The following is a 25,775-nucleotide window of genomic DNA, read 5'->3' as shown; positions in this document are numbered from 1 at the left end:
CATGAGCTCGATCGTGCTGCGCGGCGGCCTCGTCCACCCCGGTGGCGGCCACGACCCCTTCCGCGCCGACGTCCTCGTCGAGGGCGACCGGATCGCCGAGATCGGCCCCGACCTCGATGCTCCCGCGGGCGCCGCGGTGCTCGAGGCCGACGGGCGCCTGGTGGTCCCCGGCTTCGTGGACGCCCACTCCCACGCCGAGGCGGCGGTGTTCGACCCGGACGTGCAGCTCGCCCTGCTGCGCCAGGGCATCACCACCGTGGTCACCGGGCAGGACGGCGTCTCCTTCGCCCCCGGGGACGGCGCCTTCGCGGGGGAGTACTTCGCCCCGATCAACGGCGCCCACCCCGCCTACCGCGGGCCCCGCGTCGCGGACCTGCTGGCCGGCTACAACGGGCGGATCCCGCTCGGGGTCGCCTACCTGGTGCCGGCCGGGACCGTGCGCCACCAGGTGATGGGCCGGGAGTCCCGCCCGGCCCTGCCCGCCGAGCGGGAGGCGATGACGCGGCTGGTCGCCGACGGGATCGCCGACGGCGCCGTGGGCCTCTCGACCGGGCTCGACTACGTGCCGGGCCTGTTCGCGGAGGCCGACGAGATCGCGGCGCTGTGCACGCCGCTCGCCCCCCATGGCCTGCCCTACGTCACCCACATGCGCGGCGGCTACGAGCACAACGCCCAGGTGGGGGTCGAGGAGGCGACCGCGATCGGTGCGGCCGCCGGCGTGCCCGTGCACATCTCCCACTTCCACACCCCGGCCGACGAGGCGTGGCGCCTGATGGACTGGATGGCCGCGCAGGGCGTGCGCGGGAGCTTCGACGCCTACCCGTACACGCGGGGCTGCTCGATGCTGTCGATGACGATGCTGCCCCCGGCCCTCACCGCGCAGGAGACGGACCACGTGCTCGCCCAGCTGCGCTCGCCGGCGCAGCGCGAGGTGCTGCGCCGGGACTGGTTCCCGCAGGTCGCGAAGAACCCCAGCCTCGGCGAGGACTGGCCCGAGCTGATCACGCTCGCGCACACGAGCGCCCCCGAGCACGACTGGGCCCCCGGCCTCACCCTCGCCGAGATCGCCCTCCGCCGCGGCACCGACGCGGTCGATGCCGCGCTCGACCTGCTGCTGGCCGCACGGCTGGACGTCAACGTGGTGATGGCCGTGCACGACCAGCGCCCCGCCTCGGACCTGGGCCGGCTCTTCGCCCATCCCGGGCACCTCGGCGGCTCCGACGGGATCTTCGTGGGCGCGCATCCCCATCCCCGCGCCCGCGGCACCTTCGCCGCCTTCCTCGCCACCTATGTGCGCGAGCGCGGCGACCTGGGCTGGGCCGAGGCGGTCCAGCACCTGTCCACCTCCGCCGCGGACCTCTTCGCCCTCGGCGACCGCGGGCGCCTGCGCCCCGGCGCGATCGCCGACCTCGCCCTCATCGCCCCCGAGCAGGTGCGCGAGGCCGCGAGCTACGAGAGCCCGCTCGCGCTCGCCGAGGGGATCGACGACGTGCTCGTGGGCGGCGTCCCGGTGCTCGCGGGCGGCCGTCTCACCGGCGCCCTGCCCGGCGGCGGCGTGCGCGCGAGCCGTCCCGCCCCTGAACCCGGCAGACCGGCGCCCGCCGGCCCTGTCACCCTGTAGGAAACCCCAAGGAGAACCCCATGACCACCTCGCAGAACACCCCCGCCAAGCAGGCCATCGTCAGCGAGCGCGCCCCGCAGCCGGCCGGCCCCTACAGCCAGGGCATCGTCAGCGGCGACCTGCTGTTCACCGCCGGCTTCGGCCCCCAGGACCGCGAGAACGGCAACGCCGTCGCGGAGTCCGTCGCCGAGCAGACCCGCCAGGTGCTGCGCAACATCCAGGCCGTCCTCGACGAGCACGGCGCGACCATGGACCAGGTCCTCAAGACCACCGTGCACCTCGCCGATCTCGCCGACTTCGCGGAGTTCAACGCCGCGTACCAGGAGTTCTTCACCGCCCCGTACCCGGTGCGCACCACCGTCGGCTCGCAGCTGGCGAACATCCTCGTCGAGATCGACGTGGTCGCCCGAGTGGCGGGTTGATCGATGCCCGTCGCGCACCCCGACCGGCCCCTGGACCTGCTCTGCCTCGGCGAGACGATGGCGCTGGTGGCCCCCGCCCGCCCCGAGCCGCTCGAGCAGGCGGAGGACCTCCGCCTCTCGATGGGCGGCGCCGAGTCCAACGTGGCCTGCCACATCGCCGCCGCCGGGCACCGCGCCGCCTGGTGCAGCGCCCTCGGCGAGGACGCGCTGGGCCGGCGGGTGCGCCGCGAGATCGCCGCCCACGGCGTGGACGTGCGGCACGTCCGGATGGATCCGGGCGCCCCGACGGGCCTGTACCTCAAGGACCCCGGCCACGGCGTCCTCTACTACCGCGCCGGCTCCGCCGCCTCCCGCATGGGGCCGGGCGAGCTGGACCGCGTGGACCTCGCCGAGGCGCGCCTCGTGCACCTCTCCGGGATCACGCTCGCGCTCTCGGCCGGCTGCCGCGAGCTCGTGCACGCCGCGATCGCCGCCGCCCGCGCCGCCGGCGCGCTGGTGAGCCTCGATGTGAACCACCGCCCCGCGCTCTGGGACAGCACCGAGGAGGCCGGACGGGAGATCCTCGCGGCCGCCCGCGAGGCGGACATCGTCCTGGTGGGCCGGGACGAGGCCGCCGTGCTGTGGGGGACCGACACCGCCGACGACGTCCGCGCCCTGTTCCCGGACGTCCCGCACCTCGTGGTGAAGGACGCCGACGTCGACGCCGTGGAGTTCACGGCGGGGGAGCGCACCGCCGTGCCCACCCCGAGGATCGAGGTGGTCGAGGCCGTGGGCGCCGGGGACGCCTTCGCCGCCGGCTGGATGGACGGCCTGCTGCGCGGTGAGGACGCCGCCGGGCGCCTGGCGCGCGGCCACGCCCGCGCCGCCCACGCGCTCTCCAGCACCCAGGACATCCCCTCGCCCAGCACGTCCCCCACCGACCGCGCACCCCGCGCAGGAGAGGCCCGCTCATGAGCGCCCACCGCACCGACAGCCCGCAGCGCGCCGACAGTCCTGAACACACCGACAGCGCCGCCTACTTCGACGCCGCCTTCGCCGCCTCGCCCCTGATGGCGATCCTTCGCGGCATGGGCGTGGAGCGCAGCCTGGAGCTCGCGACGACCGCCTGGGACCTCGGCATCGACGCCGTCGAGCTCCCGCTGCAGACCGACGTCGATGCCGAGGCGCTCGCCGCCGTCGTCGCCGCCGGGCGCGAGCGCGGCAAGCAGGTCGGCGCCGGCACCGTGCTGGACGCTGCCACCGTGGAGGTCGCCGCCTCCGCCGGCGCCGCCTTCACCGTCAGCCCCGGGCTGGACCTCGCGGTGGTCCGCGCGAGCGAGGAGGCCGGGCTCGCCTCCCTGCCCGGCGTCGCCTCCGCCACCGAGGTGCAGCACGCCCACGTCGCGGGCCTGCGCTGGCTGAAGGCCTTCCCGGCCTCGCTGCTGGGGGCCGGCTGGTTCCCCGCCATGGCCGGTCCGTTCCCGCAGACGCGCTTCGTCGCGACCGGCGGGATGAACGCCCGCAACGCGGCCGAGTTCCTCGACGCCGGCGTGCGCGTGGTGGCCGTGGGCAGCGCGCTCGAGGACCCCGCCGAGATCGCCCGCCTCGCCGAGGTGATCGCCCGATGAGCCCCCGTGCTGTCGCCGCCCGTGCTGCCACCGCCCGCGCTGTCACCGCCGAGGACAAGTCCTTCCCCGCCGGGCTCGTCGGCCGCGACGTCACCGCGCTGGAGGAGCCGCTAGCGAGCTTCTCCACCCCGCTGCTGGTGCTCGACGGCCCCGGGATGGCACACAACCTCCAGGTCATGGCCAACTGGGTCGCCGAGCGCGGCCTCGAGCTGATGCCCCACGGGAAGACCACCATGGCCCCGGTGCTGTGGCACCGCCAGCTCGACGCGGGCGCCACGGGCATCACGGTCGCCACCGGCTGGCAGGCCGACGTGGCGCTGCGCGCCGGGATCCCCACGGTGCAGATCGCGAACATGTGCGTGGACCCCGTTCTGCTGCGGCGCCTGGACGCCTGGCTCGCGGAGCGTCCCGCGCAGGAGCTCGTGTGCTGGGCCGACTCCCTGGCCGCCGTGGACCTCATGGAGCAGGCGCTGCCGGAGGGCTCCCGCCTCGGCGTGCTCGTGGAGCTCGGGGCCGAGGGCGGGCGCACCGGTGCCCGCACCGAGGTCGAGGCCCTCGCGATCGCCGAGCGCCTCGCCGCCTCGCCCGTGCTCACGCTGCGCGGGGTGAGCGGCTACGAGGGCGCGCTCGGCCACGACCGCAGCGAGGCCGCGCTCGAGACGGTGCGCGAGTACTGCGAGCGCCTCGCCGCGCTCGGGGCGGGCGTGCGGGATCTGGTCGGCGGCACCGTCTGGATCACCGCCGGGGGCAGCGCCTACCCCGATCTCGTCGCCGCCGCGATCGCGGGGGTGCCCGGCACTCGCGGGGTGCTGCGCTCGGGGGCGTACATCGTCCACGACAGCGGCTTCTACCGGGGCATCTCGCCCCTGGACCGCGACCGCGGCCTGCCCGAGGCCGAGGCGCTGCTGCCCGCGATGCGCGCCTACGCCCGGGTGGTCTCACAGCCCGAGCCGGGCCTCGCCCTGCTCGATGCCGGCAAGCGCGACGTTCCCTTCGACGAGGGCCTGCCCGTGCCGCTCGCGGTCGCCGACTCCCTCGGCGGGACGGAGCGGCCGCTCCGCGCGGAGGTGACGGCGCTGAACGACCAGCACACCTTCCTGCGCTGGGAGGGGGAGGCCCCGGTCGCGATCGGCGACGTGGTGACGCTCGGCCTCTCCCACCCGTGCACCGCCTTCGACAAATGGCGCCTGATCCCCGTCGTCGACGCCGGCGGGATCGTGACGGAGGCGGTGGAGACGTTCTTCTGAGCGGCCGTCGGCCCGTCGCGAGCCCGCGCCGGACGGCTGCGCGCACGAGGGCTGACCCGCGGCGCACCGCACGAGCCCTGGTCGCTCCGATGGGACCATGGCTCCATGGCAGATACGGAGCAACTACTCCTCGAGATCAGAGGTGCCGTCGATCAGCTGGCCGGCACCGCACGGGCGGAGCGCGACGCTGCTCGCGGCACCGTGGCGCGCCACCTCGCGGACAAGTACTCGGACATCACGGACCGCGCCACCCTCCGGGAGGCGGCGCGGGGATCACAGGCCCTGTTCCGCGGCGGCATGGGCTCTTTCCAGGACGTCGGCACCGCAGAGATGCACGACGCGGTCGAGCGGTTGCGCCGAGCGCTGTCCCGGGCCGCACGACGCTGGTGACCACGGGCCATGTGCCAGGATCGCGCCATGCCGCACGCCCCCGCCCTCCGCCTCGCCACGTCGTCGGACCTCGACGTCCTCGCCGCCCGTGACCGGCACCTTCGCCCGGAGAGGCTCGCGGCCTCGATCGCGGCCGGGCAGGTGCTCGTCGTCGACGGGCGAGAGGGGATCCTCGGATGGCTCCGATGGGGGTTCTTCTGGGACGAGATCCCGTTCATGAACATGTTGTTCGTGCTCGTGCCCGCCAGAGGCCGTGGACTGGGCGGCAGTCTGGTCGAGGACTGGGAGGCGCGTGCGCGGGCCGACGGCCACGACGCGGTGCTCACCTCGACCCGGTCCGACGAGGCCGCCCAGCACTTCTACCGCCGCCGCGGCTACGCCGATGCGGGGGTCCTGCTGCTCCCGGACGAGCCCGCGGAGCTCCTCCTGCGCAAGGAGCTGCGGTGAGGCCCCGCTTCATCCTGGGAGCAGCGCCTCCCGGGCGGTCTCGAGCCCCGCGTCCGTGAGCACCCTGAGCAGGGCCGACGGGGTCGTCGCCACCTGCCAGAACCAGCAGGCACTGTCCGCGCTGCTGCTCGAGCAGCGTCGGCCGCGGGCTCACGGCCGAGAAGGTCAGGTGCTGCCGGCCTCTCGCTCGTCCTCGCCGTCGGCTCCCAGCACGTGTACGTGCTGCGCCGCGAGCACGTAGCTCCCGTCCACGCGCCGAGGAACATCGGTCGACTCCTCGCGGAGCTCGATGGGGAGCACCTCCTGGGGCGCGTCCTGCCAGGCGATGGGGCGGAGGAAACGACGGATCGCGGTGACGCCCACCGAGGTGTGGACGGTGTTCGTCGCCGGCCACGGTCCGCCGTGGTGCTGGGCATGGTTGACGGCGACACCGGTCGGATAGCCGTTGAAGAGAACACGCCCGACCTTCTCGGTGAGGGCGGCGAGCACGTCGCCGAGCTGGTCGTCGCGGTCCTCGGCGGTCAGCATGGTCGCGGTGAGGGAGCCGTCCAGCATGTCGACGACGGTCATCGCCTCCTCGGCAGAGCCGTAGCGCACCACGACGGCGAGCGGCCCGAAGCACTCCTCGAGCAGAGCCGGGGACAGTGCGGTCGCCGACGTCTCGAGCAGCAGGGGTCGGGTCTGGTCGTCCGCGGTCGAGTCCCTGCCTCTCGCCCGCACCTCGGCCAACGCTGCGCGGTCAGCTGCTCCTGCTGAATAGCTCGCCGCCATGGCCGACGTGAGCGCAGGCTTCGCGGCGGCCGAGGCGATCACCGAGCCGATCGACGCGACGAGTCGGTCCCCGGCGTCACCGGTGGGGACCATGATCAGCCCGGGTTTGGTGCAGAACTGGCCCCCGCCCTGGAGGATCGAGCCGGCCAGCCCGGTCCCGAACTCCTCGGCCCTGGTGGCTGCTGCCCGCGGCGTGACCAGCACAGGGTTCAGGCTGGCGAGCTCGCCATAGAAGGGGATCGGATCCGGGCGCGCCGCCGCGGCGTCGGCAAGCGCTCGACCGCCTCCGAGGGAGCCGGTGAAACCAGCGGCCCGGATCAGGGGATGCCGCACGAGGGCGACGCCGTCCTCGAAACCTTCGACGAAGGTCAGCAGATCGGCAGGAGCATCCTGGGCGGAGAAGACCTGCTCTGCGATCCGAGACACGGCACGGGACGTCCGGGGGTGCCCGGGGTGCACTTTGACGACGACGGCGTTCCCCGCGGCGAGAGCAGAGGCGGTGTCACCACCGAGGACGGAGAACGCGAAGGGGAAGTTGCTCGCGCTGTACACGGCCACTGCGCCGAGGGGGACGAGCATGCGCCGGAGGTCCGGCGTGGGGCCCATCGGGGTCTGGGCGGCGTGGTCGATGGTCGCTTCGAGGTATCCGCCGTCGCGGATCTCCCGAGCGAAGACGCGCAGCTGGTACGAGGTCCGGGTGAGCTCGCCCTGGAGCCGAGCAGCACCCAGGTGCGTCTCGGCGTGCGCCAGAGGGACGAGCGTGTCGCGCGCACCGTCGATGGCGTCCGCGAGCGCATCGAGGAGCTCGGCGCGCCGCCCGCGACTCCACCCCCGATACGCCGTGGCGGCGAGCGCCGTGCGTCGGACCGCCGCCTCCAGGCCGTCGGGACCCTCGGCCTCGCGAGCGGGGGAGTCCGTGTGCTGCGGTGTCACATCCATGCGGTCGAACCGTCCTTCCTCGTCGGGACCTTCCGTTCCCAGTGCACCCAGTCATCGGTGGCGAGCGCCGATTCGTCGATCTCGAGACCCCAGCCGGGCCGGTCGGGTCGGAGATCGAGATGGCCGTCGACGGGGAGGTAGGGATCAGGGCACCAGGTGGTCTCCGCCGGGGCGTGCTCCAGGATCGAGAAGTTCCACGTCGCGGCGGCGAAGTGGACGTTCGCCGCAGTGGCCAGCGGCCCCATCGGATTGTGCGGCGCCACGGGGACGTTGTGCGCTTCGGCGAGCACGGCGATCTTGCGCATCTGCGTGAGCCCGCCGACGACGCAGATGTCCGGCTGGACGATGTCGGCGCCGCCGGCGGTGAGCAGCGCATGGAACTCCTGAGGGGAGTACAGGGATTCTCCTGTCGCGAGCGGCACGGACATCTCCGACCGGATCCGCGTCCAGGCCGGGAGGTGTTCCGGCCGGATCGGCTCCTCGAGGAACAGCGGATCGTTCGGGGCGAGAGCTGCCGCGAGCTGGACGGCCTGGTGGGGCTCCCAGAGGCAGGCGTGGGCGTCGAAGGCGAACTCCCATGAGTCCGGGTGGGCCTCACGGATCCTCTCGAACCAGACCCCCAGCTCCCGGGCGACGAGGCCGAACCTCGAGGAGTGCAGATCTCGCCGGTAGGGGCTCAGCTTGAAGGCGTCCACGCCGGTGCTCGCGGCGATCTCGGCGGTCCGTTCGACCAGCTCCGGGACATCGGGCGCGGAGTACAGGCCGGTGTACACGCGCACCCGGTCCCGGACCCGGCCGCCCAGGAGCTGGTAGACGGGCACTCCGGCGGCCTTCGCCGCCACGTCCCAGAGCGCGTGATCGATGGCGGCGATCACGGCGAGTCCCAAGGCACCCTGCGGGAAGCGCGCGGACTGATGGAGCAGCTGATTCACGTACGCGACCCGACTCGCGTCGATTCCTGTGATCTGCTGCGCGAAGTACTCCATGATCGCCGGGTAGGCGAGGTCCGGGCCGTGGTTGTAGATCTCCGCCCAGCCCTCGATCCCGTCATCCGTGGTGAGCTTGAGGAGGACGCGAGGGCGGGCGCCGACTCGTTGGAGGTAGGTCTCCAGGCGTGCGATCCTCATGCTGCGATCCCCCAGCCCTCGAGCATGCGGCCGATGGCGGAGCGGTCCGCCTCGCGGAGCAGGGAGCTGGGCGGGCGTACCGAGCGGTCGCAGAGACCGAGCTGGTGCATCGCCTCCTTGACGACCGAGACGTTGTCGGCGCTCCGGTTCCTCGATCTCATGGCCTCGAACTCCCGGATCGTGCCCTGCAGACGGGAGATTCGTTCGAGGTCTCCCGCGCGGAGAGCCTCGAGGAGCTCGAGCGAGAGATGCGGGGCGACGTTCACGAGACCGGAGGTGAAGGCGCGAGCGCCGGACTGCCAGGCCGACGGTGCATAGGACTCTGCGAGTCCGGCGATCCAGAGCAGCTCGGGCTCGGTCTCGTGGACGGTGCGGGCGAATGCCACGGGGTCGGGCACGGAGTACTTGAGCCCGACGACGTTCGGGCACCGCCGCACGAGCTCGGTCACCTGGGCGCCCTGGACGATCGGGGAGCTGACGTAGGGAAGCACCGCGTTCTCGGGGACCGCGGAGGCGACCGTCGCGACATAGTCGACCCATCCCTCGGGGGACAGGTAAGGCAGCACGGGTTGATGGACCATCACGGCATCTGCCCCGGCGTCGACGGCAGCTCGCGCCTCGGTCGTCGCCGTGTCCAGGTCGAGCCCCACACCGGCGACGATGCGCGCGCGGCCTCGGACGGCGTCGAGGACTGCGTGGAGCGCGATGCGGCGCTCCGTCGGGGACAGGGCGTAGAACTCTCCGGTGTTCCCGTTCGGCGTGAGCACGCCGAGACCGGCGTCCACCAGGCGCGCTGCGAGCTCGCCTGCGGCCCGGTCGTCGATCGAACCGTCGGCGCGGTAGGGGAGGACGGGTATCCCGACGACGGTGGTGAGGTCGCAGGTCGTGTCGTGCAAGGCGGTCATGATGCTCCGTGATCGGTGGGGGAGGCGGTGGAGGGCAGTGGTTCGACGGGCTTGATCCGCACCCACAGGCCGTAGATGGCCGCACTGATCAGGCAGCTGAAGGCCGCGAAGACCAGCGGGCCGACATACGAGCCGCCTGAGAAGGTGAGGAACAGCCCGATCCCGATGGGGCTGATGAGATTGCCGAGCTGGGAGCCGAAGTTCTGGAACCCGGCCAGCGATCCGACCTGGTCGGGACTCGTCGCGACCTCGGCCGGGAGACTCAGGATGGCGGCCCCCGCGAAGGAGTGGGCGGCGCTGGAGACCGTCAGGACCACCATCAGCAGGGCATTGCTGTCGATGAAGGGACTGAATCCGATGCTCGCGCTGATCACCAGACCCGAGATGATCGGGATCTTGCGGGAGAGGCTCGGCGAGATGCCGGAGCCGAGCATCCGGTCGGAGACCACGCCGCCGAGGACCGTCGAGGCGATTCCGAGGAGCGCGGGGAGCGCGCCGACCATCCCGAACTCCGCCTCGGTGAATCCGCGGTCGTTGAGGAGGAAGCTCGGATACCAGGTGAGGAAGAAGGCGCCGGCGAGCGAGCGGAAGACGTACCCGGAGGTCAGGGCCCACGTCTGGTGGTTGGAGAGCAGGTCGCGCCACCGCGGGCTGCTGTCCTCGGTGGGAATCATCTCCGCCTGATCGGAGCGGATGTGCCGGAGCTCCTCCTCGCTGACGCGCGGATGCGAATCCGGAGAGCGATAGATGGCGAGCCAGCCGACGATCCACAGCAGTCCGACGAGACCGATGAGCAGGAAGGCCCAGCGCCAACCGGCGAAGACGGCGATCGACGTGACGATCGGGATGGAGAGGGCCTGGCCGATCTGCTGACCCATGTCGAAGAGGCTCGAGGCCACCGCGCGTTCCCGGCGGGGGAACCACTGGGAGACGATCTTGACGTTCGCGGGCTGCACCGGAGCCTCGCCGATCCCGAGGCCGAGCCGGAACACGATCGCGCTCGTGACGCCCGTGGACAGCGCGGTCAGCGCGGTCCAGATCGACCACCAGCCGACGGCGATCGGGTAGATGACCCGAGGGCCGAACTTGTCGAGGAGCCAACCCGAGGGGATCTGCGCGAGGGCGTAGGTCCAGAAGAACGACGAGAGGAGCACTCCTTGGACGGCCGGACTGATGTGGAAGTCCTCGGCCATGAAGGGGAGGGCGACGCTCAGGGCGGCTCGGTCGAGATAGGCGATGGTCAGGCCGAGGGCAGAGAAGGCCACGATCGTCCATCGCATGTGGCTGCGTCCGGCGCGTGCTGTCTCCGTGTGAGTGCTGGCGGTTTGAGTACGATGAAGCAACGTTGCTCCTTGAGTAGCGGAAGTGCTCCCTTCGGAGCACCGTCTGAGAGATGCGGCCCCGGAACTTGGCGGTGAACGGGCCGCATCTCGCTGTCAGGCTTCGCCTCCCTTCCTCTGCAATCGATCGAGGAATCCGGAGATGTGCGCCCTGGTGAGATCTGATGCCTCGTCGGCATCTCCCGCCTCGGCGGCGCGGAGGATGCTCCGATGCTCTTGCGCCTCGAGCTCCCAGCTGGGTCGACGGGCCCATGTGGAGACGGCGACGAGCGCCGTCCTGTCTCGCAGGCTCTCGAGCATCTCGAGGAGCACAGGGTTGCCCGCTTCTGCCCAGAGCGCGGCATGGAACGTACGGTTCGCGAGGCTGCGCGTGGGGGCGTCGTCCGTCGCCCCGGCGTCGTCGAGAGCCGAGGTCGCGATGTCCAGATCGAGTCCCCGGGCCACGCTGCGGCGCACGGCCTCGGGCTCGAGCAGCAGGCGCAGATCGTAGATGGCGACGGCGTCGCTCATGGTCAGCTCCCGCACGCGGGTCCCGGAGTACGGGCGGACGACGACCAGCCCGCTCATCTCGAGTGTCTTCAGAGCTTCCCTGACGGGAGTCTTGGAGACGCCGAGCTCCTGGGCGATCTCGGATTCGACGAGGGCCTGGCCAGGGGTGAAGCGGCCGCTGAGGATGCCCTGCTTGATCGACGCGAGGGCGAACTCGGTGCGAGAGGTGAAGACGGCGGGGGTGGGCGAGGCGGAAGGCACGTCATACATCATATACGACCCGAGTGATGGGCGCCATAGCTGCTGCGGGGCGACGCGGGGCTCCCCGGAACTGGACTGCTCAGCGCCTCACTCGTAGATCGCGATGAACCGGCCGACGACGCTGCCCGCTCGACGTCCACCCCCTGTTCTTCGTGCCCATGCAGCACCGGGCGTCGACCATGCGCGGGATGCGTCACCCCCCGCCTCGTCTGTCACCACTACTCCGCAGACTCGAGTCATCGATCCGCTGACCGTGCGGGTCCCTGCTCGAAAGGATGCGCCGCTAGGACGGCGCAGGTGATGACATGGCTCTGCCCCCTTCCGATCCCGTCGGCGGAGCGCCGACTTCCCACGGCCCCTTCGCCGAGCGCCCGGCATCGGCCGCGGCCCGGAGATCGTCGGCGCCGCTCGCACTCGCGGCCCTGATCGTCTGTGTGGCCGCGTTCGTGCTCGGTCTGCTCCCGCTGCTGGGGGCCACCCTCGCCGCGACCGGGATCGTGCTGGTCACTCTCGCAGTGCGGCGGGGCATCGCCACCAAGCGCACCTACGCGGCCGGCGCCGCTGCGGTGGTGGGCGGCCTGGCCTCGATCGTGACCACCGTCGCACTCGTCGGCCTGGTGGCCGCGCCCTCGTCCCCGTCGGCACCCGAGCCCACCGTCGCCGCGGGGGAGATGGACGGCGCCGACGGGGGCGATGCGGGCGAGCCGACCGAAGTGGACTCCGCTCCGGACGGCGACGCCACGGGAGGCGAGGCAGACCCTGCCGCCGAGGCGGACGGGCCCGCTGAGGAACCTGCGGTCGACCCCGAAACGACCGCCGCCCCTGAACCGGGGCCGACCGAGGATCCTGAGCCGACGGAGGAGACTGCGGCCGCGACGGTCCCTCCGGCGGACCTCGGCAGCTTCGAGGAGCTGGACGAGCGGGGTCTCTCCCAGATCGTGAAGGCGCCCGACGACCACATCGGCCGCCAGGTGGTCGTCTATGGCGCGATCACCCAACTCGACGCCGCGACCGGCAAGTGCTTCGTGCGACTCTCCATCTCCCATGCCCCGCAGGGACAGCGGTACGACTACGAGCACAACACCGTGGGCCTCGCCGGGGACGGGGTCTCCGACTGCCCGGTTCTGGACCCCTTCGTCACCGACGACGAGGTGAAGCTCTGGGTCACCATCGGAGGCAGCCTCAGCTACGACACCCAGATCGGCGGCAGCACCACGGTGCCCGTGTACCTGATCCACGAGGTCGAGCTGCTCTGATCAGCGAGGTCGCCGACGGCGGAGCCGACCGTCCTGCCGCCCTCAGCGCGGGGTGCTCTCCCGGACGATCAGGTGGAACTCCCGGCAACCCTGGCGGCTCGATCCTCGACCGCTCCGAGAAGCGGTGGGTCGAGAAGATGGACGATCCGAGCACCGCCCCTGAGGGGGCGGCACCTGCGGGCTCCTCACGCGGCGAGGCCCCCGTTCGCACGGAGCACCTGGCCGTTGATCCAGCGACCGTCCGGCCCGGCGAGGAAGGCGACCGCCGCGGCGATGTCCTCCGGGGTGCCGAGGCGCTCCAGCGGCGGCGCGGCGGCGAGAGCCGCGACCTGCTCGGGGCTCTTGCCGTCGAGGAACAGGTCCGTCGCCGTGGGGCCGGGCGCCACCGTGTTGACGGTGATGTCCCGGCCGCGCAGCTCCCGCGCGAGGATCAGGGTCATCCCCTCGACGGCGGCCTTCGACGCGGTGTACGCGCCATAGCCGGGCAGCTGGGTCGAGACCACGGTGGTCGAGACGCCCACGAACGCGCCGCCCGGGCGCAGACGCCGCGCCGCCTGCTGGGCCACCACGAAGCTGCCGCGGATGTTCGTGCGGTGCAGGGCGTCGAGCGTCTCCAGGTCGAGGTCCGCGATGGGGGAGAGCGCCATGCGCCCGGCGGAGTTCACCACCACGTCCACCCCGCCGAAGGCCTGCTCGACTGTGTCGAACAGGGAGGCGACCTGGTACTCGTCGGCGACATCGGCCTGGAACGCGAGCGCCATGCCGCCGGCGCCGCGGATCTCGGCGAGGGTCTGCTCGGCGGCCGCGGCGTTCCCGGCGAAGTTCACCCCGACCGCGAATCCGTCGGCCGCGAGGCGCCGGGAGATCGCATGGCCGATGCCGCGGGAGCCGCCGGTCACGATCGCGACGCGTCGGGCGGGAGAGGTGCTTGTACGGGAGGTGCTGGTGTCAGGGCTGGTCGTCATGTCGACCACGATGCGCGCCGAGCAGGCGCTGAACCAGGGGATCCCGTCCCCTGTCCGGGCCGCACGGGATGCGGCACACTGCCCGCATGAGCACGACCAGATTCCATGAGCTCGGGGCGTTCCTCCGGACGCGCCGGGATCGGATCCGCCCCGAGGAGGTCGGGATGACCGCGGGGCCCCGGCGGCGTGTTCCCGGACTGCGGCGCGATGAGGTCGCCCAGCTGGCCGGGGTGTCGGTGGACTATTACAACGAGCTCGAGCGCGGTGCCGGCTCTCAGCCCTCCGAGCAGATCCTGGCGGTCCTCGCCCGCGCCCTGCGCCTCACCCGCGATGAGCGGGACTACCTCTTCCACCTCGCCGAGCGGCCCGTGCCGCAGTCCGGCACCGGGGTGCACGTCCATCCCGGGATGCTCGACCTGCTCTCCCGTCTCCCCTCCACCCCGGCCCAGGTCATCACCGACCTGCACGAGCCGCTCGTGCAGAATCCACTGGCCGTCGCGCTGCTCGGCGACCAGTCCGGGCTGCGGGGGCGCCGCGCGAGCTTCATCCACCGCTGGTTCCTGGAGGAGCAGGCGCGCGAGATCTATCCCGCCGCGGACCACGCCCACCAGTCACGCAGCCTCGTCGCGGACCTCCGCGCGGCGGCGGCCGCCCGAGGGCCCCGCGACACCGAGGCCCGCCTGCTCATCGAGGAGCTCCTCGAAGGTTCTGCGGAATTCGCGGAGCTCTGGGCCCAGCACGACGTGGCCGTGCGCCGCCAGGACCGCAAGCGGATCATCCACCCGAGCCTCGGCACGATCGAGGTGAACTGCCTGAACCTGGTCAGCGAGGACGGCCGGCAGCGGCTGCTGTGGTTCACGCCTGCGCTCGGGACGGACAGTGCGGGGCTGCTGGACCTGCTGGGGGTGGTGGGGAGTGAGCGGGTCGGAGACTAAGGAGACGCCGATGACGAGCTCGTGGACGACGGCGTGGGGCATCACGACGCTGCCGGACGCTCCCCGGCCGGCAGCGCCTGGTCATCGAGCCCGACGGCGTCGGCGAGGCGCTGCGGTTCTGCAGCGAGGTGCTCGGCGCGCGCCAGCGCCCCGCGGAGCACCACGTCACAGCCGCAGATGCGTCCCTGCGTCGAACACGTGCGGCTCCGCGCCGCGCGCATCCAGAGTCACGTGGTCCCCCGGGCTGTGCGAGGAGAACCCGGGCTCGCGCACGATGAACACCCCGTCTCCGATCCGCAGCATGATGTCGGTCGCGTTGCCGAGCGGCTCGACCACGAGGATCGTGCCGTCGTGGGCGTCCTCCGTGCCGGGGGCGAGCGTGCACTCCGTCGGGCGCAGCCCCAGCCGCACGGAGGTGTGGTCTCCGAGATCCGCCTCGGTGACGTCGACCTCGAGCGAGGTGCCCTCGAGGCGCACCCGATGAGGTCCGACGACCGATGCGTCGAAGATGTTCATCCGCGGCTTGCCGACGAATCCGGCGACGAACTCCGTCGCCGGGGTCCGGTAGATCTCGGTCGGGGTGCCGTACTGCTCGAGGCGGCCGGCGCTCATCACCGCGATGAAGTCCGACAGGCTCATCGCCTCCTCCTGGTCGTGCGTGACATAGACGCTGGTCGCGCCGATGTCCGCGTGCAGGAGCTTGAGCTCGGCGCGGGTCTTGTCCCGCAGCAGCGCATCGAGGTTCGACAGCGGCTCGTCGAAGAGCAGCACACCGGGGCGCCGGGCGATCGCCCGTGCGAGCGCCACCCGCTGGCGCTGCCCTCCGGAGAGGGCCTTGGGTCGGCGGCCCAGGTGATCCTCGAGCTCGAGCTTCGTCGCCGCCTCGAGCACTCTCTGCGCGATCTCGGCCTTGGGCAGCTTGCGCATCTTCAGGCCGAAGGCGATGTTGTCCGCGACCGAGAGGTGCGGGTACAGGGCGTAGTCCTGGAACACGAAGGCGAGGTCGCGCTTGTGCGGCTCGAGATCCTCGACGGCTCTCCCGTCGACCACGATCGATCCGTCGGTGACGGACTCGAGGCCGGCGATCATGTTGAGCGTCGTGGACTTCCCGCAGCCCGAGGGGCCCAGCAACGAGACGAAGCTGCCGTCGGGGATGGTGTACGTCAGGTGTTCGACCGCGTAGCGGTCGTCCTTGGGGGAGTACTTCTTGCTGACTCCCTGCAACTGGATCTCGGCCATCAGCCCTTCACTGCTCCTTCGGTGATTCCTTGGACGATCCACTTCTGCGCGACGAGCGCCAGGACCAGGACGGGCAGCGCGGTGATCACACCGGCGGTCGCGGCCGCCGTGTAGTCCATCGCGAACAGGCCCTGGAAGGCGGCGGTGCGGACGGGGAGAAGCGGTGTGTTGTTCGAGGTGAGGACCTTCGCGAGGAAGAAGTCGCTCCATGCGGTGATGAACGCGAAGATCGAGGTCGCGGCGATGCCCGGTCCGGACAGAGGCAGCACCACGCGCCGGACGATGCCCAGGCGGGTGCAGCCGTCGACTCGGGCCGCCTTCTCGAGGTTCACCGGGATGGACTCGAAGAAGCTGACCATCATCCAGATCACCAGCGGCAGGATGAACGCGGTGTAGGTGAGGATCATGCCGAGCAGCGAGTCGTAGAGGCCGAAAGCGCGCAGCAGCACGAACAGCGGCACGGCGAGCACCACGGCGGGGATCGCCTGCACAGCCATCATCCCCAGCAGCAGGGTCTGCTGCCCGCGGAAGCGGAAGCGGGCGAAGACGTACGCGCACAGCGACCCGAGCGCCATGCAGATGAGCGTGGTCGCCGCGGCGACGATCAGGGAGTTGCGGATCGGGGTGACGAAGGAGCTGTCGGACAGCAGCGCCGCGTAGCTGTCGAACGTGAGATCACCGGGGGAGAGGTCCATGCGCTCGGAGCGCAGGTTGCTCGCCGGGAAGACGCTGTAGATCACCATCCAGCCGAAGGGGACGGTCAGGTAGAGGATCAGCAGCACCACCAGCGCGCGGTGGACGACGGTCCCGGCGAGGCCGCGCCGTCGGGGGCCGGCGGCGCGCGCGGGGCGAGCGGCCTGCCCGGAGCGGGAGGTCGTGGCGGCGGTCATGAGGCCTTGTCCTTCCGTCGGCCCAGCACCAGGATCCAGAAGATCGTCACCACGATGACGAGCCCCATGATGGAGATCGACATCGCGGCACCGTACCCGCGATCCAGGTAGCTGAAGGTGGTGAGATAGGCGAGGAAGTTGATGGTGGTGGTCGCCTCGGCCGGGCCGCCCGATCCTCCGGTGAGCACGTAGATGGTGTCGAACACCTTGATCGACCACATCGACTGCACGATGAACAGGAACATCAGGGTGCCGCGGAGATTGGGAAGGGTGACCTTCCAGAACTGGGCCCACCCGCCGGCGCCGTCGATGGCTGCGGCGCGGTAGATGTTCGAGGGGATCGCCTGCATCGAGGCGATGGTCATGAGGGCCAGGAAGGGCGTGAGCTTCCAGACCTCGGAGAAGATCAGGACGCCCATCACGAGCTGGGGATCTGCGAGCCATTGGATGGGACCATCGATGATCCCGATGCCCGTGAGCGCCGCGTTGGCGACTCCGTAGGTGCCGTCGAACACGAGCTTCCACATGATGCCGTTGACGACGGGAGGCACCGCCCACGGCACCAGCAGGAGCACCCGCGCGATGTTCCTCCCGCGGAACGGGTGCTGAAGCAGTCGGGCGATGCCGACCGCGAGAGCGACTCCGCCGAACACGGTGAACAGCGAGAACACGAAGGTGCGCCCCATGGCCTCGCGGAAGTTGTCGTCGCCGACGAGCTGCGCGTAGTTCCACAGCCCCACGAACTGCGTGGAGCCGGGCATCTTGTCGTTCATCTGGTAGAGCGAGAGCATCACCGCGTACAGCAGCGGATAGAGGAACAGCGCTCCGATGGTGAGGACGGCGGGGGAGGCCGCGAGGACCGCGAACCTGCGGTCCCCGCGCTCCCCGGCCGTGAGCTTGCGTCGCGTCATGCGGTCAGCCCATGTACTTGTCGACGATCGGGAGGAGCTCCTCCTGGGCGGCCTTCAGCGCCTCGGCCGGTTCCGCCTCCTGGTTCATGGCACGGAAGACCTGCACGGACAGCAGCTGGTCGAGCTCGTTGGACCAGGGGGTGCCATAACGCTGGACCGCGTACTCCGTGGCCTGCTCATAGGTGGTCACCACCGGCAGCGCCTCGACGGTCGCGGGATCCTCGAGGGTGGTCTGCGAGACGGGGAACCAGCCCTCCTTCTCCACGATCTGCTTCTGCGCGGTGGCTCCGGAGGCGAACTGGAGCCACTTCAGCGCGGCCTGCTTGTTCTGGGAGAAGCTGCTGACCGCGTAGCCCTCGGAGCCGTCGATGGAGGCCGAGCGGACCGTGATCCCCGGGATCAGCCCGTTCCCGGTGGTCTCCGCTGACGTCGCGGCCCCCTCGGCGGTGGCCGACGCCCACTGGAAGGGCCAGTTGAACACCGCGGAGGTACGGCCCTGGGAGAACACCTCGATGAGGTCCGAGGCGTTGGTGATCTGCAGCGAGGCCGGGTCCATCACCTTGTGCAGGTGCAGCAGCTCGACCATCTTCGTCAGCCCCTCGACACCGGCTTCGCTGTCCAGCTGCGGGGTCCAGTCCTCGTCGTACAGCTCTCCGCCGGCCAGCAGCAGGGAGCGCAGGAAGTTCTGGTACGCCCCGGCCGGGTTGCCGATGTCGCAGCAGTAGCCGTAGCGGCCGTCGACGGTGGTGGCCTTGGCCGCCTCGACGAACTCGTCCCAGTTCTCGGGGACGGTGTCGGGGTCCAGGCCGGCCGCTGCGTAGTGCTCCTTGTTCCAGAACATCGTCTGGACGCTCGCGAACTTCGGCAGGCCGAAGACCTTCGAGTCCCAGGAGACGGCATCCAGCGCAGGGCGGATGAGGTCCTCGGGGATCGCTTCGGGGGCGAGCTCCTGCAGCCACCCGGCCTGGCCGAACTCGGCGGACCAACCGGCCCAGGTCATGACCACGTCGATCGAGGCGTCCTGAGCGGCGAAAGCGGTGGCGAAGCGGTCGTGGAGGTCGTTGAAGTTGGCCATCTCGTAGTTCTTCACCACGATGCCGGTCTCCTCCTGGAACGTCTCGATGAGCCCCTCCTTGAACACCAGGTTGGTGTTGTCGTCGAGGATCGAGATCTCCGTGCCCTCGAGGGAGGTGTCGTCGGGCGCCAGAGCGCTGCCGGCGCCGTCGTCCCCGGCACCTCCGCCGTTCCCGGCGGCGCGCTCGGAGTCCGGAGGGACGCAGGAGGCGAGGCCGAGAGCGCCGACGGCGGCCCCTGCCCCGAGCACGCTGCGGCGGGTGGTGAGACTGGTGGTGCGTGACATCTGGATCGGTTCCCTTCAGGAGGTGATCGGCTGGACGGCACCGGTCTCCAATGACCGGTGGACGGCTTCGATGGCGCGGGTGATGAGCAAGCCGTGCGCGGCGCCGGGGAGGTCGAGATCGGCGCCCCCGACGGCGTCGAGGAAGTCGCGCATCATGTCTGCGGCGACGCCGACGGGGCGCCCGCGGTGGTCGTGGCTCGGGGAGCCGACGGTGGTGGTGCGCTCCGAGGTGGTGCGTCGGGCGCCACTGGCGTCGATGTCGAGGACGAAGGCCTCCTGCGTCGTCTCGATCTCGAAGCGGAACTCGAACACGGAGGGCTTCCCCAGCGGCTGCACCCAGCCGCTGTCGAGGTCGAGTATCGATCCGTCGGACATCGCGAAGCTCGCCGAGATCCGGTCCCAGGTGTCCACGCCGAGGGCGGGCAGCACGCGCCGGACACCCCGCGCGTACACCTCGACGGGCTCCGCGCCGGACAGCCAGGTCGCCATATCCAGCGAGTGCGGCATGAGGAACCAGGCGGGGCTGGACAGCGCCGCCCAGCCGAGCATCTCGGTGGGCACGTGGATCGTGTCCTGCAGCAGAGCGCGCTGGGAGACGAGCGCGTTGCCGCTCTCTCGGAGCTGCTCGCGCACGGTGCGGAACAGCGGGTTCCAGCGATTCTCGAAACCGACGACGATCCGGCCGCCGCCGCGCTCGGCGGCCGCGATGATCCGCTGCGCCTCCTCGGAGGTGGTGGCCAGCGGCTTCTCGACGAGCAGATCGACTCCTGCCTCGAGAGCGGCGACGGCCGGCCCCTCGTGGGCGAAGTCGGGGGTGGCGACGACCACGGCGTCGAGCTCGGCACCGCTGTCGAGCAGAGCGTCGATCGACTCGAAGGTGGGCACCCCGAGCTCTCCGCCGAGCTGGGCGGCGCGAGCGGGGTTCGGCTCGCAGATCGCGACCAGCTCGGCGCTCGGGTGGTGATGCGTGGTCTCGGCGAAGATCCGGCCGCGGATGCCGCCGCCGATGATCGCGATCTGGGGAGCCCCCATGTGCAGTACTCCTCTGTACTCGAGCTGTAGAATATGTTGGAGGACACTACAAACTAAGTCGGCCTTCGTCCAGACCGGTCTCATGGCGAGACCTGTTCGTGACCGAGCGCTGATCGGAGCAGCTGAGGATGATGGAATGGTGTCGAGTGCGTCAGGGCAGTGTCGGGAGCGGAGGGAGGGGTGGCGATGAGTGATGCGTCGGTGCTCACCGCCGCCGATCTCGGCGCCGCGAACCGCTCCCGGCTGATCCGGATCCTGCATCGCGACGGCCCTCAGAGCCGCGCCGGGCTCGCCGCAGCGCTCGGCGTCAGCAGGGCCACCGTCACCACCATCGTCCAGCCCGTTCTCGACGCCGGACTGCTCGTCGAGCAGGAGCCGGTGCAGCCCGCCGCCCGCCGCGGAGGCGGGCGTGCGGGAAAGCCGGCGCGGCCCCTGTGGTTCAGCGACGCGGTGATGCTCGGAGGGGTGTACGTCTCCGGGGACGGCGTGCACTGTGCGGTGCTGCGCATGGACGGCGAGGTGGTGCGCGAAGTCCGCGTTCCACTTGCGAGGGAGCATGTCGCCGAAGGTGTCCTCTCAGCCTGCGGTGACTTCTTCGCAGGCACGGCCCTGATGGGCGTCGGCGTCGCCGCCGCCGGCATGGTCGACACCGAGGCCGGCGTGATCCTCGAGATCTACCGGGCCCCGGGACTGACCGGGATGGCCATCGGTCCGGAGCTCCAGGAGAAGCTCGGCGTGCCCGTGGTGGTCGACCACCATCCACGGGTGCAGGCGATCGGCGACCTGTGGTTCGGTGAAGGGCGCGAACTGGCAGGCTTCGTCTCGCTCCACACCGGCGAGGTGCTCGGTGCGGGGATGGTCCATCGCGGGCGTGTGCTGCGCGGGGACCGCGGAGGCGGCGGCGAGGTGGGCCATATGGTCGTGGATGCCGGCGGTGAGCGCTGCGTATGCGGCCGGATCGGCTGCTGGGAGACGATCGCGACGCTGCCCTGGCTGCGCCGGGAGGCCGAGCGTGGAGGTCTCGACGGGGCGCGGGGGATGACCTGCGCGGAGCTGATCGCGCTGGCGGAGAAGGTCCCCGCGGCGAAGGTGCTGCTGCACCGGTACCTGCGGAACATCGCGCAGGGGATCGCCGATCTCGAGCAGGTGCTGGGCCTCCAGCGGTATCTCGTCCACGGGGATGTCGGCCACGGCGGGCGCCGCGTCGAGGAGATCCTCGCCGGGGAGCTCGACGGGATGCTCAACCGGCGTCGCGCACTCCCTCTGGTCACCGCCGTAGCGGACGACGATCGTTCGACCCTGCTCGGCGCGGCCGGATTGCTGCTGTCGGCGACGTTCTCGTTGGACGTGGATCGGTGACGGCGCGACCTGCCGACGTCGACGCGCCGTGCGCTCAGCCGTCGCTCGCTCAGCCCGTGAGCAGCTCGACCACGGTCTGCGCGAGCTCCACCGCGATGCCGTGGGCGGAGAGCGGGTCGTAGACGGTGCCCTGGTGGTGGGAGCTGAGCACGTCCGTGACGTCCTCGATCGTGAGGAGGCGCTCGGATCGCCGGCTCCACGGGAGATCGTCCGAGTCCGGGCTCTCCCCGGGCAGACCCGCGTCCCCATCCTCGCTCGTGGGGTTCAGCATGCGCTGCATGGGCCAGGCGCGGGAGCGCTCTGGACTTCGAGCAGCTCGCACCGGTCCGATGCACCGCCACCCACGAGGAGACCGGGGCCGAGCACACCGCCTGGACACTGCCGGGCACCTTCTACGGACAGGAACCGAGCCTGATCGTCAGCGTCGAACTGGTCCCCGACGCTGGGTGAAAGCCCGCCGGTCCGGTTCTGCACCGGGGCGCTCGGGTGAGGCGGCTGCTCGACGAGGTGTTCGCGGTGACGCCGGTGGCGTCGCAGTGCGTGCCCGATATGCTTCCCGCATGGTGATCTTTCGGGGGTGGGGCGGCCTGGCCGCCGCGTATGTGGTTCTGGCCCTGATCCTCTGCGCGGGCGTGGCGAGCACGCTCGTGCCGGAGTCGGCGCTGCCGTTCACGGCCGCCGTGGGGCTCTTCGCCGCCGCCGCGGCCACCTGGTTCACGGGGCAGGCGCTGAACCAGACGCGCCCGCAGAAGAAGATCGACGCCTGGTACGCGGAGCGCCAGAAGCAGCTGGACGAGCTCGTCGACTCGGGCCGGTTCCTCCTGGGGGCCGGTCAGCCCCCGCCCACCTCCCTCGAGGAGGCGCAGACCCAGGCGGATGAGCTCCTCGAGAACGAGTACCAGCAGGCCCGGCGCTCGCTCGACGTGCACACCCTGTTCTTCCTGCCCATGCAGTACTGGGCCCCCGTGATGGCGGTCGCCGCCGTCGTGGTGCTCGTCGCGGGGATCATGGGAGTCGTGGGCGGCTGATCGGCAAGCACTCTCACTCCGGTGTGGGCAGCCAGATCCATCCTTCGTCGGCTGCGGAGGCGGCGAGTTCCGCCCGCGGAGCGATCGCCCTGCCGAGGAACACCTCCCGGGCGACCACCGCGGCGATCACGGCGTCCAGTGCATCGTCCGACGCCGCGCACACGCCCTGGTGCCCTGCCCAGTCCAGCCACGGCCACCGGGCACCGAGCGCCTCGACGAGCTCGCCGCGCACCTGAGCTCCGGCCGCCTTCTTGTAGCGCTGGGCTCCGAATCCCCAGGCGGCCAGCGCCGCGCCCGGGTAGACCTCGCAGGCCACCCCGCTGCCGTCGAGCGGGGTGGGGATGTCCTGCTCGCGAAGGCGCGAGGCGATCGCCGCCCAGCGGATGGCGGGGTAGGCGATCTTGTCCGCGGCGACGCTGAGCGGCGTCTTGCCCACCCGCCGGTGCACCTCGAGATCCGTCTCCCGATAGAGCACGCTCCGACGCCAATCCGGTCCGGTGTTCAAAGGGGGCTCGAGATCGCCCGCCTGGTGCCCGGCGACCAGGTCGACGAAACGGCGCGGCCATCCGAAGGGCACGTCCACACCGGCTTTCTGCGCGGGGAGGATCGCCGCGAGCACGTCATCATCGCTCGCCCCCACGTGGACATCGACGATGCGGACGGCATCGTCCTCCTCGCGAAGCACTGCGAGACCCGTCCTGCGCGGGTCCGCCGCGAGATCGATGCCGGCGATGAGCCGAGGGGTCACTGTTCTCACCCGTCCGACCGCGAGAACCGGTTCGTCATGTGATTGCTCGCGGTCGCGAGCACCTCGCCGAGCAGCGCCTCCGTCGCGGTGCGGATCTGCTCGGCGATCGCCGTGTTCGCCTCGGCGAGCAGGCCCGGCACCGCAGCGTCGTCGGCCGACGACGCCGCCGCGGTCGCCGCGTGCACGGCCGCGTGACCGAGGGCCAGGGTGCGCTGCTGGTAGCGCTCGATCGCGGGGATGATCTGGGCGTGGTGCGCATCCGCGAGGGCCGCGATCATGCGTGAGGTCCAGTAGAAGCTGTCCGTGCTGACGCTCGCCCCGGTGGTCGTGAGGTAGGCGGGCGCGTCCTCGACGTTCGTGAACATCGGGATCAGCGTGGTGAACGGGAGCGAGGCGTAGGCGATCCACTGCAGCGCGCGATGGGACTCCGGAAGGTCCGGGCGGATCTGCAGGATCGCGAGCGCGTTGTGGCGGTTGATGCCGATGGGGCGGAACGCCCTGCGCTCGGCAGCGGTGCCGCGGGCGGAGTACGGGTCGTAGACGGTGCCCTGGTAGTGGGAGCTGAGCACGTCCTTGACGTCCTCGATGGTGAGGAGGCGCTCGGGCCGCCGGCTCCACGGGAGAGAGTCCGAGTCCGGGCTCGCCCCGGGCAGTCCCGCGTCCCAGTCCTCGCTCGTGGGGTTCAGGGTGCGCTGCATGGACCAGGCGCGGGGCGTGTTGTAGACGTGGTCGGCGTCGGTGTGGGAACCGAACGTCTCGCGGGGGTTGAACACGGCGGGGGAGTCGTCGCCCGTGCGCCGGGTGAGGTCCAGGTGGTGGGTGGCGAGGAACTCCCGCAGGTCCGGGCTCGCCAGGTGGTCGCGGCCCGGCCCCTCCGCGTCGTCGAGGTCGAAGGAGTCGATGCCCAGCTGGTTCGGCATCGTCACGTAGTGGTCCTCCGGGACGCGTCGCGCGATCCAGTGGTGCCCGCCCACCGTCTCCAGCCACCAGATGTCCTGCTCGTCGCTGAACGCGATCCCGTTCATCTCGTAGGTGCCGTGCTCCGCGAGCAACGCGCCGAGCCGCTCCACCCCCTCGCGGGCGGAGCGGATGTAGGGCAGGACCAGCGTCACGAAGTCCTCCTCGCCGAACCCGCCGGGCGCGCCTGTGGCCGGGTCGTGCTCCACGAGCGGGTCCGCGCCGAGCACGCGAGGGTTGCTGGTGATCGTCTCCGTGGCGCTCATGGCGACGTTGGCTGCGTTGATCCCGGCGCAGCCCCAGATGCCCTCATCGGGCAGCGCGTTCGGGATCGCGGTGTAGCGCAGCGGCTCCTCGGGCAGGGCGATCGTGCGCTTGCCGATCACAGAGGTGTAGGTGCGGGGCTGCTCGGCCGGCTGCACCACCACGACCCGCTTGGGATCGAAGGTCCCGTCGCTGGAGTCCTCATTGCGGGCGACCAGGGGAGAGCCGTCGGCGCTCGCGCGGCGGCCGACGAGGAGGGTGGTGCAGGGCATGGGGGAGGGCTCCTTCGAAGGGTGGCGGGTGGAGGGGATCAACGGTAGTCCCGTGCCGTGCGGGCGAGGTCCGGGCGCCCCGTGAGGGCCGACGGGGGACGGTTCCATCGTGTGGTGGATCGAGACCGACCACCTCAGGTGGCGACACCTGTCTGCAATACTCCCGCCATGCCAGACCTCGATGCGTTCCCGCACCATGTTTTCGACGCCCTCGGCGCGGAGCCGATCGTCCTCCAGGACCGGATCGGCGGCACCGTCATGGTCGTCGAGAAGCATCCCGAGAATGGCCCCATCACCCTGATCACGGCGGGCGCGTCGCGGATCCCCACCGACTCGGGCGAGCGGGTCGAGCTCGCGGTGGAGGTGATCGACGGTCAGCAGGGCGCCGCCCTGGTCGCGATGAGGATCGTCTGCGACGACATCGCGAACAACCGCCGTGTGCCGCCGGTGGGGTCCCCGTGGCGCAACAGCGAGCCGTTCCTGAACGGCACCGAGATCTCGGCGATCCTCGCGACGGGATCCCGGTGGGGCGCCGCCTTCGACGATGTGCGCTCCGAGGTAGGGGAAGTGCTCGGCCACGTCCGCACCCTCCGGCTGCTCACCGATGCCGAGGCGGGACACATCGCCGCGAACGGATGGGACTCGCTGCAGGGCGCTGCAGGGAGCCTCGACGCGCTCCTGGACGTGCGGCGAGCGAGCACGGTCGCCGCCGGCGGACTGCCCGAGACGATGCCCGTCTTCCTCTCGACGCTGCACGCCGAGCACCCGCCGCGGTGGGTGACCTTTACCGGCGGTGAGGTCCACTCGGTCACCGGTCTCGAATCGGAGGAGTACATGGCCGAGTCGAGCAACCACGAGGTCATCTCCGTCGGGACGTTCAGCGCACGCTTCCCCTTCGTGTGCGGGTTCCTGCGCGGTGCGCGTCCGGGGCAGACGGCGCTGTTCACCGATGGGTCGGGGGAGTTCGTGCTGGAGGAGGACTGAGCGGTCCGT

Annotated in this window: 26 protein-coding genes; 12 read left to right on the top strand and 14 right to left on the bottom strand. The window is 71.2% G+C overall.

The annotated features are described in order from the left end of the window. Window position 1: 1 nt before the first annotated feature. The 7 genes from CFK41_RS14595 to CFK41_RS14565 all read left to right on the top strand — a co-directional run bounded on the left by CFK41_RS14595 (window position 2) and on the right by CFK41_RS14565 (window position 5,734). Complete coding sequence (locus tag CFK41_RS14595; RefSeq protein ID WP_096800331.1) at window positions 2–1,621, top strand: N-acyl-D-amino-acid deacylase family protein; 1,620 nt, start codon at window positions 2–4, stop codon at window positions 1,619–1,621. 20 nt (window positions 1,622–1,641) lie between these two features. After that, window positions 1,642–2,043, top strand: a complete 402-nt coding sequence (locus CFK41_RS14590) for a RidA family protein (RefSeq protein ID WP_096800330.1) — start codon at window positions 1,642–1,644, stop codon at window positions 2,041–2,043. Between the two features lie 3 nt (window positions 2,044–2,046). Next, window positions 2,047–2,997, top strand: a complete 951-nt coding sequence (locus CFK41_RS14585) for a sugar kinase (RefSeq protein WP_096800329.1) — start codon at window positions 2,047–2,049, stop codon at window positions 2,995–2,997. After that, window positions 2,994–3,650, top strand: coding sequence for a bifunctional 4-hydroxy-2-oxoglutarate aldolase/2-dehydro-3-deoxy-phosphogluconate aldolase (locus CFK41_RS14580; protein WP_096800328.1), 657 nt, complete (start codon window positions 2,994–2,996; stop codon window positions 3,648–3,650). Before CFK41_RS14585 ends, CFK41_RS14580 begins: the two co-directional genes overlap by 4 nt. Next, window positions 3,647–4,897: an alanine racemase gene (locus tag CFK41_RS14575; protein ID WP_096800327.1), complete on the top strand. Its 1,251-nt coding sequence runs from the start codon at window positions 3,647–3,649 to the stop codon at window positions 4,895–4,897. The genes CFK41_RS14580 and CFK41_RS14575 overlap by 4 nt, the downstream gene beginning before the upstream one ends. Before the next feature lie 105 nt (window positions 4,898–5,002). Beyond that, complete coding sequence (locus CFK41_RS14570) at window positions 5,003–5,287, top strand: hypothetical protein (protein ID WP_096800326.1); 285 nt, start codon at window positions 5,003–5,005, stop codon at window positions 5,285–5,287. 27 nt (window positions 5,288–5,314) lie between these two features. Then, entirely contained in the window at window positions 5,315–5,734 is a 420-nt protein-coding gene (locus CFK41_RS14565) for a GNAT family N-acetyltransferase (RefSeq protein WP_227873101.1), read from the top strand. Window positions 5,735–5,899: 165 nt separating this feature from the next. Here CFK41_RS14565 and CFK41_RS14560 read toward each other — a convergent pair whose 3' ends face one another. The 5 genes from CFK41_RS14560 to CFK41_RS14540 form a co-directional block, all read right to left on the bottom strand. After that, window positions 5,900–7,444, bottom strand: a complete 1,545-nt coding sequence (locus tag CFK41_RS14560) for an aldehyde dehydrogenase (NADP(+)) (RefSeq protein WP_096800324.1) — start codon at window positions 7,442–7,444, stop codon at window positions 5,900–5,902. Continuing rightward, entirely contained in the window at window positions 7,435–8,571 is a 1,137-nt protein-coding gene (locus CFK41_RS14555; protein WP_096800323.1) for a mandelate racemase/muconate lactonizing enzyme family protein, read from the bottom strand. Before CFK41_RS14555 ends, CFK41_RS14560 begins: the two co-directional genes overlap by 10 nt. Continuing rightward, entirely contained in the window at window positions 8,568–9,476 is a 909-nt protein-coding gene (locus CFK41_RS14550; protein WP_096800322.1) for a dihydrodipicolinate synthase family protein, read from the bottom strand. The genes CFK41_RS14555 and CFK41_RS14550 overlap by 4 nt, the downstream gene beginning before the upstream one ends. Continuing rightward, on the bottom strand, window positions 9,473–10,741 hold the full coding sequence (locus CFK41_RS14545; RefSeq protein WP_169928830.1) for an MFS transporter: 1,269 nt from the start codon (window positions 10,739–10,741) through the stop codon (window positions 9,473–9,475). The genes CFK41_RS14550 and CFK41_RS14545 overlap by 4 nt, the downstream gene beginning before the upstream one ends. A gap of 171 nt (window positions 10,742–10,912) precedes the next feature. Beyond that, window positions 10,913–11,575: a GntR family transcriptional regulator gene (locus CFK41_RS14540; RefSeq protein ID WP_227873100.1), complete on the bottom strand. Its 663-nt coding sequence runs from the start codon at window positions 11,573–11,575 to the stop codon at window positions 10,913–10,915. Between the two features lie 296 nt (window positions 11,576–11,871). On the opposite strand from CFK41_RS14540, the gene CFK41_RS14535 reads away from it, so the two are divergent. Continuing rightward, window positions 11,872–12,822 (top strand): hypothetical protein, encoded by a 951-nt coding sequence (locus CFK41_RS14535; protein WP_096800319.1) that lies wholly within the window; start codon window positions 11,872–11,874, stop codon window positions 12,820–12,822. 185 nt (window positions 12,823–13,007) lie between these two features. On the opposite strand, the gene CFK41_RS14530 is transcribed toward CFK41_RS14535, so the two are convergent. Continuing rightward, window positions 13,008–13,787, bottom strand: a complete 780-nt coding sequence (locus tag CFK41_RS14530) for an SDR family oxidoreductase (RefSeq protein ID WP_096800318.1) — start codon at window positions 13,785–13,787, stop codon at window positions 13,008–13,010. Between the two features lie 86 nt (window positions 13,788–13,873). Between CFK41_RS14530 and CFK41_RS14525 the strand changes: the two genes are divergently transcribed. Next, complete coding sequence (locus CFK41_RS14525; protein WP_096800317.1) at window positions 13,874–14,722, top strand: helix-turn-helix transcriptional regulator; 849 nt, start codon at window positions 13,874–13,876, stop codon at window positions 14,720–14,722. A gap of 165 nt (window positions 14,723–14,887) precedes the next feature. Here CFK41_RS14525 and CFK41_RS14520 read toward each other — a convergent pair whose 3' ends face one another. Genes CFK41_RS14520 through CFK41_RS17975 form a run of 5 tightly spaced genes read right to left on the bottom strand, consistent with a single transcriptional unit; the run spans window position 14,888 to window position 20,154 of the window. Beyond that, window positions 14,888–15,961: an ABC transporter ATP-binding protein gene (locus CFK41_RS14520; RefSeq protein WP_096800316.1), complete on the bottom strand. Its 1,074-nt coding sequence runs from the start codon at window positions 15,959–15,961 to the stop codon at window positions 14,888–14,890. Next, entirely contained in the window at window positions 15,961–16,851 is an 891-nt protein-coding gene (locus CFK41_RS14515) for a carbohydrate ABC transporter permease (protein ID WP_096800315.1), read from the bottom strand. The genes CFK41_RS14520 and CFK41_RS14515 overlap by 1 nt, the downstream gene beginning before the upstream one ends. Then, on the bottom strand, window positions 16,848–17,762 hold the full coding sequence (locus CFK41_RS14510; RefSeq protein WP_096800314.1) for a carbohydrate ABC transporter permease: 915 nt from the start codon (window positions 17,760–17,762) through the stop codon (window positions 16,848–16,850). Before CFK41_RS14510 ends, CFK41_RS14515 begins: the two co-directional genes overlap by 4 nt. A gap of 4 nt (window positions 17,763–17,766) precedes the next feature. After that, window positions 17,767–19,122 (bottom strand): ABC transporter substrate-binding protein, encoded by a 1,356-nt coding sequence (locus CFK41_RS14505; RefSeq protein WP_096800313.1) that lies wholly within the window; start codon window positions 19,120–19,122, stop codon window positions 17,767–17,769. Window positions 19,123–19,137: 15 nt separating this feature from the next. Further along, on the bottom strand, window positions 19,138–20,154 hold the full coding sequence (locus CFK41_RS17975; RefSeq protein WP_169928829.1) for a Gfo/Idh/MocA family protein: 1,017 nt from the start codon (window positions 20,152–20,154) through the stop codon (window positions 19,138–19,140). A 186-nt stretch (window positions 20,155–20,340) separates the two neighbouring features. On the opposite strand from CFK41_RS17975, the gene CFK41_RS14495 reads away from it, so the two are divergent. After that, the gene (locus tag CFK41_RS14495) at window positions 20,341–21,513 is read left to right on the top strand and encodes an ROK family transcriptional regulator (protein WP_151904769.1); all 1,173 of its coding nucleotides are present in this window, start codon (window positions 20,341–20,343) and stop codon (window positions 21,511–21,513) included. A 49-nt stretch (window positions 21,514–21,562) separates the two neighbouring features. Here CFK41_RS14495 and CFK41_RS14490 read toward each other — a convergent pair whose 3' ends face one another. Continuing rightward, a complete protein-coding gene (locus CFK41_RS14490) occupies window positions 21,563–21,835 on the bottom strand; it encodes a C69 family dipeptidase (protein WP_227873099.1) in 273 nt (90 codons plus the stop codon). A gap of 238 nt (window positions 21,836–22,073) precedes the next feature. Between CFK41_RS14490 and CFK41_RS14485 the strand changes: the two genes are divergently transcribed. Then, window positions 22,074–22,541 carry a hypothetical protein gene (locus CFK41_RS14485; protein WP_096800309.1) on the top strand — a complete coding sequence of 156 codons (468 nt, stop codon included), beginning with the start codon at window positions 22,074–22,076 and terminating at the stop codon, window positions 22,539–22,541. A gap of 13 nt (window positions 22,542–22,554) precedes the next feature. On the opposite strand, the gene CFK41_RS14480 is transcribed toward CFK41_RS14485, so the two are convergent. After that, a complete protein-coding gene (locus tag CFK41_RS14480; RefSeq protein ID WP_227873098.1) occupies window positions 22,555–23,289 on the bottom strand; it encodes a DUF429 domain-containing protein in 735 nt (244 codons plus the stop codon). A 5-nt stretch (window positions 23,290–23,294) separates the two neighbouring features. Then, entirely contained in the window at window positions 23,295–24,782 is a 1,488-nt protein-coding gene (locus tag CFK41_RS14475; RefSeq protein WP_096800307.1) for a C69 family dipeptidase, read from the bottom strand. A 168-nt stretch (window positions 24,783–24,950) separates the two neighbouring features. Here CFK41_RS14475 and CFK41_RS14470 point away from each other — a divergent pair, with 168 nt between their 5' ends. Then, on the top strand, window positions 24,951–25,766 hold the full coding sequence (locus CFK41_RS14470; RefSeq protein WP_096800306.1) for a 3-octaprenyl-4-hydroxybenzoate carboxy-lyase: 816 nt from the start codon (window positions 24,951–24,953) through the stop codon (window positions 25,764–25,766). Window positions 25,767–25,775: the final 9 nt, after the last annotated feature.

Origin of the sequence: Brachybacterium ginsengisoli (assembly GCF_002407065.1) — a bacterium.
Lineage (GTDB): Bacteria > Actinomycetota > Actinomycetes > Actinomycetales > Dermabacteraceae > Brachybacterium > Brachybacterium ginsengisoli.
Note: the sequence above shows the minus strand (reverse complement) of the source record. Positions and strands in the feature narration are given on the sequence as shown.

Coding starts and splice junctions, on each gene's coding strand:
- CFK41_RS14470 (WP_096800306.1), top strand. CDS start 24,951: ATGCCAGACCTCGATGCGTTCCCGCACCATGTTTTCGACGCCCTCGGC.
- CFK41_RS14580 (WP_096800328.1), top strand. CDS start 2,994: ATGAGCGCCCACCGCACCGACAGCCCGCAGCGCGCCGACAGTCCTGAA.
- CFK41_RS14590 (WP_096800330.1), top strand. CDS start 1,642: ATGACCACCTCGCAGAACACCCCCGCCAAGCAGGCCATCGTCAGCGAG.
- CFK41_RS14570 (WP_096800326.1), top strand. CDS start 5,003: ATGGCAGATACGGAGCAACTACTCCTCGAGATCAGAGGTGCCGTCGAT.
- CFK41_RS14575 (WP_096800327.1), top strand. CDS start 3,647: ATGAGCCCCCGTGCTGTCGCCGCCCGTGCTGCCACCGCCCGCGCTGTC.
- CFK41_RS14565 (WP_227873101.1), top strand. CDS start 5,315: ATGCCGCACGCCCCCGCCCTCCGCCTCGCCACGTCGTCGGACCTCGAC.
- CFK41_RS14595 (WP_096800331.1), top strand. CDS start 2: ATGAGCTCGATCGTGCTGCGCGGCGGCCTCGTCCACCCCGGTGGCGGC.
- CFK41_RS14505 (WP_096800313.1), bottom strand. CDS start 19,122: ATGTCACGCACCACCAGTCTCACCACCCGCCGCAGCGTGCTCGGGGCA.
- CFK41_RS14585 (WP_096800329.1), top strand. CDS start 2,047: ATGCCCGTCGCGCACCCCGACCGGCCCCTGGACCTGCTCTGCCTCGGC.
- CFK41_RS14475 (WP_096800307.1), bottom strand. CDS start 24,782: ATGCCCTGCACCACCCTCCTCGTCGGCCGCCGCGCGAGCGCCGACGGC.
- CFK41_RS14535 (WP_096800319.1), top strand. CDS start 11,872: ATGGCTCTGCCCCCTTCCGATCCCGTCGGCGGAGCGCCGACTTCCCAC.
- CFK41_RS17975 (WP_169928829.1), bottom strand. CDS start 20,154: ATGGGGGCTCCCCAGATCGCGATCATCGGCGGCGGCATCCGCGGCCGG.
- CFK41_RS14525 (WP_096800317.1), top strand. CDS start 13,874: ATGAGCACGACCAGATTCCATGAGCTCGGGGCGTTCCTCCGGACGCGC.
- CFK41_RS14485 (WP_096800309.1), top strand. CDS start 22,074: ATGGTGATCTTTCGGGGGTGGGGCGGCCTGGCCGCCGCGTATGTGGTT.
- CFK41_RS14515 (WP_096800315.1), bottom strand. CDS start 16,851: ATGACCGCCGCCACGACCTCCCGCTCCGGGCAGGCCGCTCGCCCCGCG.
- CFK41_RS14510 (WP_096800314.1), bottom strand. CDS start 17,762: ATGACGCGACGCAAGCTCACGGCCGGGGAGCGCGGGGACCGCAGGTTC.
- CFK41_RS14560 (WP_096800324.1), bottom strand. CDS start 7,444: ATGGATGTGACACCGCAGCACACGGACTCCCCCGCTCGCGAGGCCGAG.
- CFK41_RS14555 (WP_096800323.1), bottom strand. CDS start 8,571: ATGAGGATCGCACGCCTGGAGACCTACCTCCAACGAGTCGGCGCCCGC.
- CFK41_RS14540 (WP_227873100.1), bottom strand. CDS start 11,575: ATGTATGACGTGCCTTCCGCCTCGCCCACCCCCGCCGTCTTCACCTCT.
- CFK41_RS14530 (WP_096800318.1), bottom strand. CDS start 13,787: ATGACGACCAGCCCTGACACCAGCACCTCCCGTACAAGCACCTCTCCC.
- CFK41_RS14495 (WP_151904769.1), top strand. CDS start 20,341: ATGAGTGATGCGTCGGTGCTCACCGCCGCCGATCTCGGCGCCGCGAAC.
- CFK41_RS14520 (WP_096800316.1), bottom strand. CDS start 15,961: ATGGCCGAGATCCAGTTGCAGGGAGTCAGCAAGAAGTACTCCCCCAAG.
- CFK41_RS14550 (WP_096800322.1), bottom strand. CDS start 9,476: ATGACCGCCTTGCACGACACGACCTGCGACCTCACCACCGTCGTCGGG.